Source organism: Corynebacterium sp. KPL1995 (assembly GCF_000477935.1).
In the GTDB taxonomy this organism is placed as follows: Bacteria; Actinomycetota; Actinomycetes; order Mycobacteriales; family Mycobacteriaceae; genus Corynebacterium; species Corynebacterium pseudodiphtheriticum.
This window is the reverse complement of the sequence record NZ_KI515715.1, coordinates 1,881,649-1,897,280: the sequence shown is the minus strand read 5'-3', so window position 1 is coordinate 1,897,280 and position 15,632 is coordinate 1,881,649. Positions and strand designations below refer to the sequence as shown.

Genomic DNA, 15,632 nt, shown 5'->3' with positions numbered 1-15,632 from the left:
AGGTTATGCTCGCGGATATCACGATCGAAGATTTAGGCGTGATTCGTCATGCCTCAGCAGAACTGTCTTCCGGGTTAACCGTGCTCACTGGCGAGACCGGTGCCGGCAAAACCATGGTGGTTACCGGGCTTCGGTTGCTCGCAGGTAGCCGTGCCGACGCGTCCCGGGTACGAACGGGAGCTAAAAAAGCCGTCGTTGAAGGTAGCTTTCTCACTGATGAGCTTAGCTCCAGTGCGCAACAATCGGTGAAAGAAATCGTTGAATCTGGGGGCGGTTCTGCAGACGAAAATGGCGAATACATCGCTGCCCGCACGGTTAGCGCCCAGGGGAGATCTAAGGCGCACTTAGGAGGACGTTCGGTGCCTGCCGCGAAGCTGGCGGAATTTTCTTCCTATGTCTTGGCCATTCACGGGCAAAATGACCAACTGCGTTTGTTGGCTCCAGAAGAACAGCGTGCTGCGCTTGATCGGTTTGCGCCAAAGAATTCCGCTCTACTTGTGGATTACCAAGTTCATTATCGGGACTGGAAAAGATTGCAGCGAGACTTCAAAATTCGGACAGAGTCTCGTCGCGAGCTGGCTCAAGAAATTGATCGTTTGCAATTCGCGATTGACGAAATCGACGAGATTTCGCCGGAAGCTGGTGAAGACGAGGAGCTGATTACCCGGATTCGTCGCTTGCAAGACGTCGACTCCCTCCGTGAACAAGCTATGTCAGCACTGACCGCGATCGACGGCGCGGAGGCTGCCGGTGGATCAGACGGGTTTAGCGAAACTGACCCTGCTTCGACTCTCCTGGGGCAGGCGGAATCAGCGGTACGGGGCTCTGATGACCCACAATTGTCTGCCTTGGCGGACAAACTTGGCGATATCACTACGCAATTAGGGGAAATTTCCGCAGAACTTGGCGGCTTTCTTGGGGAGCTACCGGCAGATCCAGATCAGTTAGAATCTGCACTTCAACGCCAGCACGAACTGAAAAACTTGACGCGCAAATATGCCCCGACGATTAGCGAAGTGATTGCGTGGCGCGACGCTGCGGAAAAACGGTTAGCGAGCATCGACACTTCAGCCCATGCACTCGAAGAATTGCAAAAGCGCATGCAAACGGCAGAGAAAAATATGCGTGCGGCTGCGAAAAAACTTTCTGCTGCACGCCTTAGAGCCGCTGGGGAATTAGAAAAGGCGGCAACCGCCGAGATACAGGGTTTGGCAATGCCGAAAGCACGTTTAGAGGTTGCTGTTCGACAAATCCAGCCAGCAGAATCTGGTGCTGATGAGGTTGAACTGCTACTTGCGCCGAATGATGCAGCACGGGCACAACCGCTTTCTACCGCTGCGTCCGGTGGCGAATTATCGCGCGTGATGTTGGCATTGGAAGTCATCATTTCTGCAGAAACTACTGGTGCCACGATGGTTTTTGATGAAGTTGATGCTGGCGTCGGCGGCCGTGCGGCGGTCGAGATAGGCCGGCGTTTGGCCCGCTTGGCGGTGCATAATCAGGTCATCGTCGTCACGCATCTACCACAGGTCGCAGCTTATGCGGATACACATTTGCACGTAGCTAAAGAAGTCACTGATGAGACAGTCACCTCTGGCGTGCTCACGTTGGGTTATGAGCAACGCGTGGAGGAACTTGCCCGCATGTTAGCCGGTTTGGATGACACAGAGACTGGGCGTGCGCATGCAGCAGAATTATTAGATAAGGCAGACCAGGACAAAACTACCCGGTAACAGGCGCGCCTTGGCCACTACCGGGCTGAACGCGTGTTAAATATCCTGGCATGGGGTTGTTTAACAAAGATGCCGATCTTCCTGGAGTTCAGGCCACTGTGCGTGATTGCACTCCTGGCGGAAAGGGAATGCGCAAATTCCAACGTGGCGATATCGCAGTGATTAACGCTGCCGATATAACTCGGCGGGAGGCACAAAACCTCGTTGATGCCGGCCCGTCAGTGGTAATTAACGTCGCTCGATTCACCGAAGGCGGCGTGCCAAATTATGGCCCGCACATGTTGCTAGACGAAGATGTTGTGCTGTTGGAAAACGCCGGGGAGGGCTTTGCCTCTGCAATGCGCGAAGGCAAAAAAGCGCGCGTGACCGAAGAAGGTGAAATCTACCTAGGGGATCGTTTCATCGGCAAAGGCGATCCGGTGAATCGTGAATCCGCGGAAAAGGCTTTTGCGGAAGCACAACAATCCCTCATTGATCATATGGAGGCATATTTCGGCAACACAATCCAGTTTATTCATTCGGAAGGGCCGCTGTTGATTGACGGCTTAGGCATTCCTGATGTTCCAACTGGTCTGGCAGGACGCAAAGTCCTCGTGGTTAGTCCTGGTGTGCACCATCGTGCGCAAATCAAGAATTTGCGCAATTTCATTCGCGAATATCAGCCATCGATTATCGGCGTGGAACAAGCCGCTGATACTTTGCTGGAAATGGGGTATACCCCAGATATTATCGTTGGTAACCCCACTGCAATGGAGGCCGATTCACTGCGTTGTGGTGCGCAGGTTGTGTTGCCAGCAGACCCAGATGGGCATGCCCCAGGTCTGGAGCGGATCCAGGATCTCGGCGTTGGAGCCATGACTTTCCCGGCAGCGATTGATAATGCTACTGATCTAGCATTGCTTTTGGCTGATTACCACGGAGCAAGCTTCATTGTGAACGCCGGCAGCACATTGGACTTAGGAGATATCTTCCAACAAGCAAAATATGCCAGCCCCGCGGCGTTGTTGACCAGGACCAAAGTAGGTTCGAAACTCGTAGATGCTAATGCGGTTATTGGCTTGTACCAGACTGGCAGAGGTGTTGCTGCAGGTTGGCTTTGGGCAGCACTTGGGGTCTTGGTGGCGCTAGCTGCGTTAGTGCTGATTGTTGGTATCGCGGGAAGCGGTAATTTCGCTGAGAACATTGCTTCTACGTGGGATAATATTTTCGCGACTGTGCAAGGTTGGTTTAGCTAATGGCTGGTACTCCACGAGCAGGTGTCGGAATCGCTGGTGCCGGAATCGGTCTAGCTCTAGGTGCGGGGCTGGGGGTATTTTTGCTTAGCCCTAATATCCCGGGTGCGATGAATACTGGTGTGTCCAGTGATACTGTGGCGAGTTCTGAATATGAGTCGCTGGAAGCCGAAGGAAAATTCGCGCAGCGCAAAGCCGAAGCCGCTGATGAGGTCGTTGCTGCCGCCGGGCAAGATATCATTAATGGCGTACTCGATGAACAGCCTGTTTTGGTGCTAGCAACAGCCGATGCCAGCGACGAGGATGTAGAAAAACTGCGGGCATCATTGCAACGAGCTGGTGCGATTGATTCGGGGTTAATTAAACTTTCCGAGAAGCTTTTTACTCAAAACGGTGCAGACCAGCTTAAAACGATAGTGGCAAATACCTTGCCTGCGGGTACTGAACTTTCTGCCGATAATCGGGATCCTGGCACCCATGCAGGACAAGCGTTGGGCGCGGCTCTGACCTTTGCCGAAGGCACGGATACACCGAATTCCACCACGGAAGACCGAGGGTTACTGCTGGAAACTTTAGCGGACGCTGAGTATTTAGAGTATGAGTCCGGCACTATCCTTCCCGGGCAGGCTATCGTAATGGTCACCGGATCCGGCTCTACGGCTAGCGGTGCAGATTTTGTGGCAAAAAACCAAGCTGCTTTCGCCGAAGCCCTGGATGAAGCGGGCGGGGCCACTGTAATTGCCGGTCGCGTAGGCCATGACGAGGCGAGCAACGTGATTACTCAATTGCGTGGAAGCGACAGCACCGCCGGAGCTGTAAGCACTGTCGAAGCCGTGGATCAGACCTGGGGACGCTTGGCGACGGTTCTCGCCGCCGCCGAACAACTAGAAGGCGGCAGCGGCGCTTATGGATTTTCCGAAAACGCCGATGAGGTTTTGCCGGAGCATTAAGCGTGCATAACGAGCAAAACCAGGAGCTACAGCAGCGCGGCGAGCACGCTTTTTCCACGCTGAATTCGGAGCTGCTTGCGCAAGGCCCCATCGTTGGGCTGCGCCGGGATACTGTTTCGATGCCGGGCGGGGGCGAGGCCACGCGGGAAATCCTGGAACACTTCGGTGCCGCGGCGATTGTCGCGGTGGACGAAGACAACCGGATTGCGATGATCCATCAGTATCGCCACGCTTTCGGGCAGCGGTTGTGGGAGATCCCGGCCGGGTTATTAGATCAGGCAGGCGAGACGGCATTCGAATGCGCACAGCGTGAGTTGTTGGAAGAAACCGGGGCGCAGGCAGCACGATGGGCGGTTCTCGGCGATATTGCTCCTAGCCCGGGGATATCGGATGAAGCCACCCGGATTTTTCTCGCGCAAAATATCAGCACAGCAGACTGGGATCCGACTGAGCAGGGTGCATCCGGTCTAGGAGCTCAGATCGGTGATTCTGGAGATGAAGAAGCCGATATGGAATTAGCCTGGATAGCTCTTGACGACGCCGTCGCCAAGGTTTGCGCTGGTGAAATCACTAATGCCTCGGCCGTGGCGGGTATCTTGTTGGCGCACCACCATGTGGTAGCAGGCACGCAGCTGCGCAGTGTGGAAGCTCCATTCGCATTGCGCCCGACCGCGTTGGCGCAGCGTCGGCAAGCATCTGGAACGGTGCAACCGGGTGCAGCGTTGACCCACGTAACCGAGACAGACAACCACGAATAATGGCTGCTACAGCGCAAGAGATTGCCGATACTTGGCTGGACCACCTTGCGGTGGAAAAAGGACATTCGGATAACACGCTGCAGAGTTACCGACGTGATATCCGGCGCTACCTCACGTGGTTGGAGCAACTGGGATATACGCACTTAGGCCAGGTAACTGCGGCGGATCTGGAAGGTTATTTGCGTGATCTGCAGACTGGATTTGCAGGGTATAAACCATTGGTAGTGGCATCGACGAGCCGGGCGTTCATCGTGGTGCGGGGATTGCACAAGTTTGCTTTGAGTGAGGGCGAATTGGCAGAAGATGTGGCCGCGGGGATTGCTCCGCCGAGTGCTGCACAAAATTTGCCGGATGCCTTGTCCATTGCTGACGTTGAACGCTTGCTAGACGCAATCCCGCATGGTGAAGCGGCAACCCCCGTGAATATTCGGGACCGGGCTTTGCTGGAATTGTTGTATTCCACAGGTACCCGCATTTCGGAGGCTTTGGATATTACGCTCGACGAATTTCGTCATGCTGCCGACGGCGAACGGATCCTTCGCGTGACCGGTAAAGGCTCGAAACAACGCATCGTTCCCATTGGCCAGGCTGCGATCGATGCGTGTAACGAGTACGTGGTGCGGGCCCGGCCGATGCTGGCGAAAGGAACTAGTCACGCTTTGTTTTTGAATACGCGTGGTGCGCAGTTGAAGCGACAGTCCGCGTGGAAGGTGCTACAAGAGGCTGCGCAACGGGCGGGGATTAGCACCAAGATTTCCCCGCACACGCTGCGGCATTCATTTGCCACGCATTTGCTTTCTGGCGGAGCCGATGTGCGAACCGTGCAGGAATTACTAGGGCATTCTTCAGTTACTACTACACAAATTTATACCCACGTGAGTGCGGATGACATGCGGGAAGTCTGGGCGCAGTCGCACCCCCGGGCGTAGTTGCTGGGTGTGCGCACAAATGAGGGAGTAAAAAGTCGTGGAAAAGCGAACAAAAGATTCGCAGAGATCCGATAATTCTACCAAAGTCGTTTGTGGAATTATCGATTAAATAGGTTAGCCTTAGATATTGATTTTCTGGGGAATCTGTGTAAATTGAACCCCATGCAATATTTATCCCGGCGTGTTCAATCTGAAGTTTCGGTTTATCGGCATACGATAAACCTGCGAGCAATTCTTATTTTTTCGGTTGCACTCTTTTCTGCTGTTGTTCTTGTAGCATGCAGTAATGAGAAACTTGCCGATGATTCTTCTGTAGGTGGATCTTCTACTGCTGAAACTGAAGATCCTCGCATTGTGGCGCTCGATTGGCGGTACGAAGAAATCCTTCATGCGCTTGATCTGGAGCCAGTCGGAATTGTGGAAATCGGACAATCAAAGGCACCAGCTACCCTGGAAGGTAAACTTGACGGCATTGAATCCGTTGGGCAAGCGAAACAACCAAATTTGGAAGTGATTCAATCGCTTGAACCTGACTTGATTCTGGCAAGCCCAACGCGTCATGCTGCGATAATGGATCAACTAGCTGAGATTGCTCCAACGGAATCTTATTCAGACGATAGCTATGTCGATGTTTTGGATGCAATGGACGAAATCGCAGCTAAATACGATCGTCAAGATAAAGCACAAGAAGTGCGTAACCGTATTGAAACTAAAGTGAAAAAGGCTAGAGACGTAGTCCCGGATGGCACTCGTTCTGCACTGATTGGTTGGACGAAGGACACCTTGTATACCTGGGTGGATCCTTCATTTCCAGCTTCGTTATTAACTGCTGCAGGCTACGAATACGGTTACCAGGGAGAAAAGAGTTCGATCGAATCAAAGACAGATGTAGCTGAGCTCACCGGTGATAAGCTGTCAACAATGGAGTTAGACACTTTGTTTCTTTATAACGATCAAGAAGCTTTCCACAACAGCCCATGGGCTGACGTTGTCGATGACGTGGTTGACGTCGAACAAGATACCTGGTCGCGCTCACGCGGACCGATAGCTGCCGAGGTTATGCTCGATAAAATTATCGACCACGCGCTACAGAAGTGAACGTAGAAACGGAAGCTAAGACTAGTACCAACGTCCGTGCCAGGACGCGAACAATACAAGTTCGCGCGCTCGTAACAGTGGTCGGAGCGCTTATTGGCATTACAGTGATAGTTTGCTGGCGTATGCTACAGGTTGAAGCTCCCCAGAATGCTGAATGGTTGCTCGCCGAAGTTGTCGCGGTTAACCGCGATCGCCTTATCGTTGCAGTTGTTGTCGGGATGTGCCTTGGGGTAGCAGGCGTTCTTCTGCGGACAGCTACAAAAAATCCGCTAGCAGATCCGGATATAGTAGGTGTTAATTCTGGCGCGGCATTTGGAGCGGTAGCAGCAAGTGCCTTTTCAGGGAATTCGGGTAGTTTAACTCTATTACCTTGGGCATTACTCGGCGCGACAGTCGCGGGTGCGATTACGGTTTTTTCGGGCTACGCGGTTCCGCTACCCAGGCACAGCAAATATCTGTGCAGCGCATGGTTTTGCTGGGAATTGCGGTGAGCGCATTATTCAGTGCATTAACATCGATTGCTTTGGTCCTTGATGAGGCACAGTTAGCGACTGTACTATCGTGGCTTTCCGGCAAACTTGCCGGCGTAAGGCTATCAGAAATCTGGGCTGCACTAGTTTGCCTAATTATCCTGTTGCCACTGATGGTCATGAGCGGTAAACAACTCGATACGTTGACTGCGGATGAGCAAGTCGCTACTGCATTTGGTGCAAAACCGGCGTTATTGCGATTACTTGCGATCGTGGGTGCGATTATTCTTATAGCTCCTTGTGTTGCTGCGACTGGGCCGATTGGATTTTTAGGTCTTATGGCTGCTACGGCTGCTCACCGGGTTTGTGGTGTTAACCACCGGTGGGCGTTACCCGTGGCAGGGTTACTTGGTGCATTCGTGCTGTTGCTCGCAGATATTGTCGGTCAAGCGGTATGGGCTCCGGCTGAGACTCCCGTAGGAATCATTACCGCCATTGCTGGTGTCCCTGTGCTGCTATGGGGAATAAACCACATGTCTAAAAAGTCTTAGGCCTACTGGTGGAGGATGAAATAATGGGCGCCCAATCGACAACGCGGTTTATCGTTGCCTTTGTTATCGCGAATGCGGTTTTACTCTTGACGATTGTGCTTGCCCTGGGAATTGGAGCTGTAGCTGTACCTCCTAGTGAAGTCGTACTACGCCTGATGGAGGCCGATAACCTCATCTGGAAATTCCGCGTCCCGCGAGCGCTTGTTGGCGTGTTTGCGGGTGCCGGGATGGCGATTTCTGGTTGCTTACTGCAGCTAGGGCTCCGGAACCCGCTTGCCGCCCCAGATACCGTAGGCATTACTGCAGGAGGAGGGCTTGCTGCGGTAGTCGCATTGCTCGGCGCAGGTGCATTGCCGGCACAAGCTCTCACCCCGGTCGCGCTAGTCGGAGCTTGTATAGGTGCAGGCTTAGTTATAGTTGCTTCCGGAAAAGGCGTGAATAATCCGATTCGCTTAGCATTGACCGGTGTTGCAGTTTCTGTAGGACTTGGCGCAGTCACGCAGTTATTACTTGTTCGTACTGCACCCGAAGCTGGGGCCGCAATGGCGTGGCTGAAAGGCTCGTTGTATGCACGTTCGCTTTCGGATGCTGTTGTTGTCGGTCCGATTGTCGTTACCGTATTTTGCTTGAGCCTGATCATCGCGAAGCATTTTGATGTCTTGTTGCTTGATGACGCCACAATGAAGGGAATCGGAGCGGTGCCGTTGCGCTGGCGGCTGCTCGCCGTTGGTTGTGCGATCGTTAGCGGCGCGGCTGCCGTGGCGGCAGCTGGTGTACTCGCATTTGCGGGGTTAATCGTACCGCATTTAGCACGTTTATTGGTTGGCCCGCATTTATTACGGCAATTACCAATGGCAACAGTCATCGGGAGTGCATTAGTTGTTGGTTCTGATGCGCTGGGACGGTGGATGTTCAGCCCGACTGAGATACCAGTTGGTGCGCTGATTGCGGTAATAGGCGCACCGTACTTCGTATTCTTACTCATGCGAATTACAGCAAAAGGTACCTGAACTGAGTAGGTACAATTTGTGCAAATATACGATACAAATTTTAGGGGCCGAGATGAATTCCGGAAATACTGATGCACTCACCGGACACAATATCGTCGCAGGGTATAGCGATGCACCGGTCTTACGGAATGTTAGCGTAGATATTCCGAAAAACATGGTCACCGCGATAATAGGACCGAATGGCTCTGGTAAATCAACGTTATTGAAAGTGCTCGGACGTCAATTGTCGCGGTCTTCAGGAGTAGTTAAGCTCGGAGACGTTAAGCTAGAAAACTTTTCCTCCCGCGATTTTGCCCGAATGGTTTCGTATCTGCCCCAACGGCCAACAGTGTCTGAAGGACTTACAGTCCGTGACTTAATTAGCTTTGGAAGGTATCCCTATACAGGAATTTTTGCGAATTTATCGCACGAGGATTATTTGGCAGTCGAAGACGCAGCCGAACAAACTGGAATCGCAGAGTTATTGGATCAAGATGCAACCAATTTGTCGGGTGGCCAACAGCAACGGGTATGGATCGCAATGGCGATCGCTCAACAAGCGTCGACGCTATTACTGGATGAACCAACAACGTATCTTGATCCCGCATTCCAACTATCGACGCTCGATTTGGTCAAGAAGTTGCATCATGAAGGCCATACTGTAGTGATGGTCTTACATGACATCACCCAAGCTGCACGATATGCGAATTATGTTATCGCGATGAAAGATGGGGTAGTGGTACGTGCTGGAAATACTGCAGATGTATTGACTAAAGAACTAGTAAAAGATGTTTTCGCGGTTAACTGTTTGTTGCTGGAAGATCCGGCAACTGGAAGGAAATTACCCGTTCCGTACAGTTTATGAGGCGAGGACTACTCTTGACTATTTCTAAAACAAGGTTATGCTTACCTTTATGAAGTTTGAAGAGCGCCTAGCTAATGCGGAAATTGATATCAACAAACGTCTAATTGAATCGTTAGAGCGAGAAAAACTGGTAACACCGGCCGTTTGCTGGTGTGTCTGTTGAGGTTTCTGAAAGCTGGTCTTTTCCTTTACCTGCGCCCGTGCCTGCTTTTAATCCTTGGTAATTCTAGGTTACAGACTTGTCTAGTGCTTTTCTCGTCAAGCAGGTGGACTTTTTTAATAACAGCGTTGTAAGTTTGGTGTATCGACACAGAGACATGCTGCTGGCCGGGGCCGGTCGGTAAAGAAGGGCGTCTCTGGATTTAGTCTTGATGCAGGAAGGCGAGGACATGAGTGACGACGGGCTCTTTGAGGCGGAAACAACCGGCCTCACCGGCCGTGCAAAACGTGAATTCTCGCAACCGAAGCCATTAGACAAACACGGCCCAGCCACGATTATCTCCATGTGTAACCAAAAAGGTGGCGTCGGCAAGACCACCACGACCATCAATTTGGGTGCCTGTATCGCAGAGCATGGCCGTAAAGTCCTGTTGGTTGACTTGGACCCGCAGGGTGCATTGTCTGCGGGTTTGGGTATTTCGCATGACCGTTTAGAAGACACCATCTATGACGTCATGTTGGACAACCACACCAGCATCCACTCCGCAATTTTGCATACCGATACCGCAAACCTTGATGTAGTTCCTGCGAATATTGACCTTTCTGCTGCTGAAATTCAGATGGTCAACGAAGTTGGTCGTGAGCACACTCTGGCTCGTGCGCTGCGTCCGGTAATGCGGGATTACGACTTCATCATCATCGACTGCCAGCCGTCCTTGGGCTTGTTGACGGTCAATGCGCTTGCCTGTTCACACGGCGTGATTATTCCAATGGAATGTGAATATTTCTCCTTGCGTGGTTTGGCGCTGTTGACCGATACCGTCGAGAAAGTCTCTGAGCGCATCAACTTCGACCTGGAAGTTCTGGGTATTTTGGTCACGATGTTCGACCGACGCACCAAACACGCCAGGGAAGTGATGGACCGCGTTGTCGAGGTGTTCGATGAGAAAGTCTTCGATACCGTGATCACACGCACCGTCCGCTTCCCGGAAACTTCCGTGGCTGGCGAGCCAATAACCAGTTGGGCACCGAGTTCACAAGCCACCCAGCAATATCGAACCTTGGCGCTGGAAGTCATGGAGCGCACCGCTAACGCCCAGGCATGACGCATATTCACGCTGCACAGACTCGCACCGCACAGCACGAACAGAACCAGTCGGAAGCCCCAGAACAACCAGAGATCACTGGTTTTCGCCTGGCTTTGGCGAATTTTGAGGGACCTTTCGACCTGCTGCTGCAGCTTATCCATTCCAAAAAAATGGATATTACGGACATCGCTTTGCACGAAGTCACCGACGAGTTTTTGGCGTATACCCGTTTTCTTGACGCCAGCGCCGGATTAGACGAGCGCACAGAATTCCTCGTGGTGGCAGCAACCTTGTTGGACCTGAAGGCAGCGCGTTTGCTTCCCCGCGGAGAAGTTGACGACGAAGAAGACCTCGCGTTGCTGGAATCGCGGGATCTCTTATTTGCGCGGCTGCTGCAATACCGCGCATACAAACAAGTTGCAGAGTTATTTGCAGACTGGCAACGAAACGCACAGCAACGATACCCACGGGCCGTGGCCATCGAAGAACGCTTTGCTGAGTTACTACCTCCGTTGCACCTGGGGCATAATCCGGAATCGTTCGCAGAATTAGCCGCGGGCGTATTCCGCCCGAAACCTCCCGAGGAAGTCGGCACCGATCACGTACACCGGGTGGCTGTTTCAGTGCCCGAACAAGCAGGTGTGATGCTGAACTCGCTGAAACTGCTCGGGGCCAGCGAATGGACGACGTTTGCAACCCTGACCCGGGATTGCCCAGATACGATGCACATAGTGGGCCGATTTTTGGCGCTGTTGGAGCTGTACAAGGCGCGTGCGGTGGATACAGAACAACCCGAGGCTTTGGAAAAACTATCTGTCGCATGGACTGGCTTGGACGTGGACCCAGCCGTCGTTGGTGCGGCAAACTGGGAGTAGGTCGAGAACAAGTACCAGTGGCTGTCAATAAGAGCGGTTGTCAGCGAAAATGGGTGACTGTGAGAATAGGCGACTGTGAGAATGGTTGCTAGCAAGAATAGGCGTAAAGGAACACGATGAGCATGGACGATAGCACGGAGCAATCTAGGGATCTGCCACTGATTTCGCAGCGGCGCAGCCAGTTAGAGTCCATCTTGCTCGTCATCGATGCTCCGGCGAGTGCTGCGCACCTGGCTCGAGCACTCGGCGTCGCTAAGCCCGAGGTTGTTGCACTATTGGAAGAAATTCGCGACGAATTCGACAGCCGTGGTTCGGGGATGCAGCTGCGGGAGAACGCAGAAGGCTGGCGTTTGTATACCCGCACTGCAAACGCCACCCCCGTCGAGGAATTTCTGCTTGATGGAAGCCAGACCAAGCTCTCCCGTGCCGCGCTAGAAACCCTGGCTGTCATTGCATACCGACAACCAGTGACTAGGGCTCAGGTCTCGGCAGTCCGTGGGGTCAACGTCGATGGTGTTATGCGCACGCTGGCAATTCGCGGTATGATTCGCGAGGTTGAGGCAAGTCAGCATCCCGATCTCACGGAGGAGACGTCCAGCACAGCCCGTTTCTATGTCACCACCGAGCTGTTTTTGGAACAATTGGGCATAGATTCTCTCGCTGCACTGCCTGATCTTGCGCCATTGCTGCCAGAACTCGACAGCATTGACGACGAATTTTAACCCGGCAGACGCCAACAGCTTAAAGGACCGTGATCACCGTGACCGAAAACCACAGTAAAGCAACCGCAGAATCCATTGCCCAAGATTTAGGCGCGGATTGGATTTTTGCCGATGAGCCGACCACCGGCCAAGACAATGATGCAGGGCGCGAAGCCGTGCGGCTACAGAAAGTGTTGTCCCAGGCAGGCGTGGCTTCACGTCGGCACTCGGAAATCTTGATTCGTGATGGGCGTGTGCAAGTCAATGGCAAGACCATCACGAAACAAGGCGTGAAGGTTGACCCGTCGCAGGATGTCATCCACGTCGACGGTGCTCGAATTAACGTGGATGAGGATAAAGCCTATTATGTGCTGAACAAGCCACGCGGCGTGCAATCCACTATGTCGGATGAGATGGGTCGGCGTTGCGTCGGTGATCTAGTCCTCGGCAAGTTAGATGCTGGCGAAAGGCTGTTCCATGTCGGACGTTTGGACGCTGACACAGAAGGTTTGCTGATCCTGACTAACGACGGCGAGCTTGCGAATCGCCTGATGCACCCGAAATACGAGGTATCCAAGACTTACCTGGCGGAAGTGCTCGGTGAGGCAGGTCCGAAGTTGATTTCTACGCTGCGCGAAGGAGTGGAGCTGGAAGATGGTATGGCGAAAGCGGATTTCGTTCGCATCATCGATAAAAACCAAGGATTTTCGTTGGTACAGGTAGAGCTGCATGAAGGTCGCAAGCACATCGTGCGTCGCATGCTGAAAGAAGCCGGCTATCCGGTCCAGCGTCTGGTGCGTACTAAGGTGCACACGGTGCAGCTCGGTGAACAAAAACCCGGTGTCCTGCGGGCGTTGAATTCCTCTGAGCTGACTTCGCTGTATAAAGCAGTGGGCATGTAGAAAACACCAGCAGTTAATACACAGTAATACACACAGACTAGACAGAAACGATAGAAACGAATTTATGATTACAAACATGCCTGACGACGGCCTACTTGTCGCCGTCGACGGACCTTCCGGAACTGGAAAATCCTCCACCTGCCGTGCGCTGGCGAAACAACTGGATGCCAAATATCTCGATACCGGAGCAATGTATCGGGTAGCCACCCTAGCCGTACTTCGTGCCCAGGTGGATCCGCTCGATAGCTATGCGGTTATTGAGGCGACCCGCGATCTGCCGATCGAGATTAGCGATGACCCGGAATCCAGCGCGGTGCTTCTCGACGGCGAGGATGTCTCGGAACCGATCCGAGGGCAAGCCGTGACGACGCATGTCTCGTCCGTCTCAGCCATCCCAGAAGTCCGGGAAAACTTAGTGCAGTTGCAGCGCGAACTCGCTTTTGCCGCCCACCGCGTGATTGTGGAAGGCCGTGATATCGGCACCGTCGTGCTGGGAGATGCTCCGACGAAGATTTTTCTCACTGCTTCTGCGGAGATTCGCGCGCAGCGTCGGCACGACCAGAACCTGGCGGCCGGTCGGGAATCGTCGTTTTCTGCGGTGCTTGCCGACGTCCAACGCCGCGATGCGGCTGATTCCGCGCGTGCTGCCTCGCCGCTGCGCCCAGCTGATGATGCGGTGCTGGTTGATACCTCGGAACTGTCGCTGGAGGAAGTCCAACAACAGATTATTGATATTATCCAGGGTCTAGACTTGACCGATTCCGGTGATCCGAAGGATCCGAATGACTTCGCGACGCAATACCGTGAATACACCGGCGCGGATTTTGACGATGCGGAATTTTCCGAAGCTGTCTCTGCTGCGCAGGAAACCAGCGCTTCGAGCGCTGACGGCGAGCCAGACTGGGACGCTTTGGAAGAAGAATTCCTGTCTGCACTGGGCGGCACCCAAGTAGAAGAAGCCCTGTGCACCGTAGCGATCGTGGGACGGCCCAACGTTGGCAAGTCCTCGCTGACGAACCGCTTTTTGGGTCGTCGTGAAGCAGTTGTCGAAGACGTACCTGGTGTCACCCGCGACCGGAACTCGTACTTAGCCGAATGGGCAAACCAGCGGTTCTGGGTACAAGATACTGGTGGCTGGGATTCCAATGTCAAAGGCCTCAACGCGCATATCGCACGCCAAGCAGAAGTGGCGATGGATACCGCAGATGTCATCATTTTTGTCGTTGATACCCGCGTCGGAGCCACTGAGACTGACATCATGATGGCGCGCAAGCTGCAACGCTCGAAAGTACCGGTGCTGCTGGTAGCCAACAAGTTTGATTCACCGCAGCAATATGCTGATCTTTCGCTGTTTTATAGCCTGGGATTGGGCGATCCATGGCCGGTCTCGGCGCTGCACGGTAACGGTTCCGCCGACGTTCTCGATGAGATGTTGCGTTTGTTCCCAGAAACTCCACGGCAAACCTCGATTACCTCTGGACCGCGCAAAGTGGCTTTGGTGGGCAAGCCGAACGTCGGCAAGTCCTCGCTCCTGAACAAATTCGCCAACGAAGAACGCTCGGTGGTCGATAACGTTGCTGGTACCACGGTGGACCCAGTGGACTCCATGGTGCAACTCGATGAGCAGATGTGGCGTTTCATCGACACCGCAGGTCTGCGCAAAAAGGTAAAAAACGCGCAAGGTCATGAATATTATGCGTCTCTGCGTACCCGTGGCGTGATCGATGCTGCAGAAGTCTGCGTGCTGTTGATCGATGCCTCTGAGCCGATCAGTGAACAAGACCAGCGCGTACTCGCCATGATCTTGGAATCTGGGAAATCCCTAGTCCTCGCGCTCAACAAATGGGATCTGATGGAAGAAGAACGCCGCTTCTTGTTGGAACGCGAGCTGGAACAACAGCTTCGGCATATCCCATGGGCGACGCGCGTGAACATTTCGGCTAAAACAGGCCGTGCGCTCAACAAGCTGGAACCAGCGATGATCGCAGCCTTGGAAAGCTGGGACAAGCGTGTGACTACGGGACAGTTGAATAACTGGATCCGCGAGGCTATCGCGGCGAACCCACCGCCTATGAAGAACAATCGTTTGCCTAAGGTACTGTTTGCTACCCAGGCAGGCACGCAGCCGCCGACCATCGTGTTGTTTACGACCGGATTCCTGGATGCCGGGTACCGGCGCTACCTCGAGCGTAAATTCCGAGAGCGCTTTGGTTTTCACGGCACCCCAGTGCGCATTGCTGTCCGGGTGCGTGAGCGCAAAACTAAGCGCAAGTAGTTGAAACTAGCTTTAGCTGGGCATTAGTCAGAAATTAACAGTCAATGCCCGGCGCTA

13 protein-coding genes and 1 pseudogene are annotated in these 15,632 nt (G+C 53.4%); all 14 read left to right on the top strand.

Annotated features, from left to right (window positions below; all coding sequences use genetic code 11):
• Positions 1-5 precede the first annotated feature (5 nt).
• On the top strand, positions 6-1,733 hold the full coding sequence (recN, locus tag HMPREF1292_RS08415; RefSeq protein ID WP_023019526.1) for a DNA repair protein RecN: 1,728 nt from the start codon (positions 6-8) through the stop codon (positions 1,731-1,733).
• 50 nt (positions 1,734-1,783) lie between these two features.
• Complete coding sequence (gene steA, locus HMPREF1292_RS08410; protein WP_023019525.1) at positions 1,784-2,968, top strand: putative cytokinetic ring protein SteA; 1,185 nt, start codon at positions 1,784-1,786, stop codon at positions 2,966-2,968.
• Positions 2,968-3,915: a copper transporter gene (locus HMPREF1292_RS08405; protein WP_023019524.1), complete on the top strand. Its 948-nt coding sequence runs from the start codon at positions 2,968-2,970 to the stop codon at positions 3,913-3,915. Before steA ends, HMPREF1292_RS08405 begins: the two co-directional genes overlap by 1 nt.
• A gap of 2 nt (positions 3,916-3,917) precedes the next feature.
• On the top strand, positions 3,918-4,673 hold the full coding sequence (locus HMPREF1292_RS08400; protein WP_023019523.1) for an NUDIX hydrolase: 756 nt from the start codon (positions 3,918-3,920) through the stop codon (positions 4,671-4,673).
• Positions 4,673-5,602 (top strand): site-specific tyrosine recombinase XerD, encoded by a 930-nt coding sequence (gene xerD / locus HMPREF1292_RS08395; protein ID WP_023019522.1) that lies wholly within the window; start codon positions 4,673-4,675, stop codon positions 5,600-5,602. The genes HMPREF1292_RS08400 and xerD overlap by 1 nt, the downstream gene beginning before the upstream one ends.
• 162 nt (positions 5,603-5,764) lie before the next feature.
• Positions 5,765-6,700 carry an ABC transporter substrate-binding protein gene (locus tag HMPREF1292_RS08390; protein ID WP_023019521.1) on the top strand — a complete coding sequence of 312 codons (936 nt, stop codon included), beginning with the start codon at positions 5,765-5,767 and terminating at the stop codon, positions 6,698-6,700.
• A gap of 122 nt (positions 6,701-6,822) precedes the next feature.
• Positions 6,823-7,721: pseudogene (locus HMPREF1292_RS08385) on the top strand (FecCD family ABC transporter permease).
• 23 nt (positions 7,722-7,744) lie between these two features.
• Complete coding sequence (locus HMPREF1292_RS08380) at positions 7,745-8,731, top strand: iron ABC transporter permease (RefSeq protein WP_023019518.1); 987 nt, start codon at positions 7,745-7,747, stop codon at positions 8,729-8,731.
• A 52-nt stretch (positions 8,732-8,783) separates the two neighbouring features.
• Positions 8,784-9,575 (top strand): ABC transporter ATP-binding protein, encoded by a 792-nt coding sequence (locus HMPREF1292_RS08375; protein ID WP_023019517.1) that lies wholly within the window; start codon positions 8,784-8,786, stop codon positions 9,573-9,575.
• 389 nt (positions 9,576-9,964) lie between these two features.
• Positions 9,965-10,840: a ParA family protein gene (locus tag HMPREF1292_RS08370; RefSeq protein WP_018119497.1), complete on the top strand. Its 876-nt coding sequence runs from the start codon at positions 9,965-9,967 to the stop codon at positions 10,838-10,840.
• Positions 10,837-11,697, top strand: a complete 861-nt coding sequence (locus HMPREF1292_RS08365) for a ScpA family protein (protein WP_023019516.1) — start codon at positions 10,837-10,839, stop codon at positions 11,695-11,697. The genes HMPREF1292_RS08370 and HMPREF1292_RS08365 overlap by 4 nt, the downstream gene beginning before the upstream one ends.
• A 122-nt stretch (positions 11,698-11,819) precedes the next feature.
• Positions 11,820-12,419 carry an SMC-Scp complex subunit ScpB gene (locus tag HMPREF1292_RS08360; RefSeq protein WP_034645230.1) on the top strand — a complete coding sequence of 200 codons (600 nt, stop codon included), beginning with the start codon at positions 11,820-11,822 and terminating at the stop codon, positions 12,417-12,419.
• Positions 12,420-12,448: 29 nt separating this feature from the next.
• Complete coding sequence (locus HMPREF1292_RS08355) at positions 12,449-13,300, top strand: pseudouridine synthase (RefSeq protein WP_034645228.1); 852 nt, start codon at positions 12,449-12,451, stop codon at positions 13,298-13,300.
• A gap of 64 nt (positions 13,301-13,364) precedes the next feature.
• Entirely contained in the window at positions 13,365-15,575 is a 2,211-nt protein-coding gene (gene der / locus HMPREF1292_RS08350; RefSeq protein ID WP_023019513.1) for a bifunctional cytidylate kinase/GTPase Der, read from the top strand.
• The last annotated feature ends 57 nt before the right edge of the window (positions 15,576-15,632 follow it).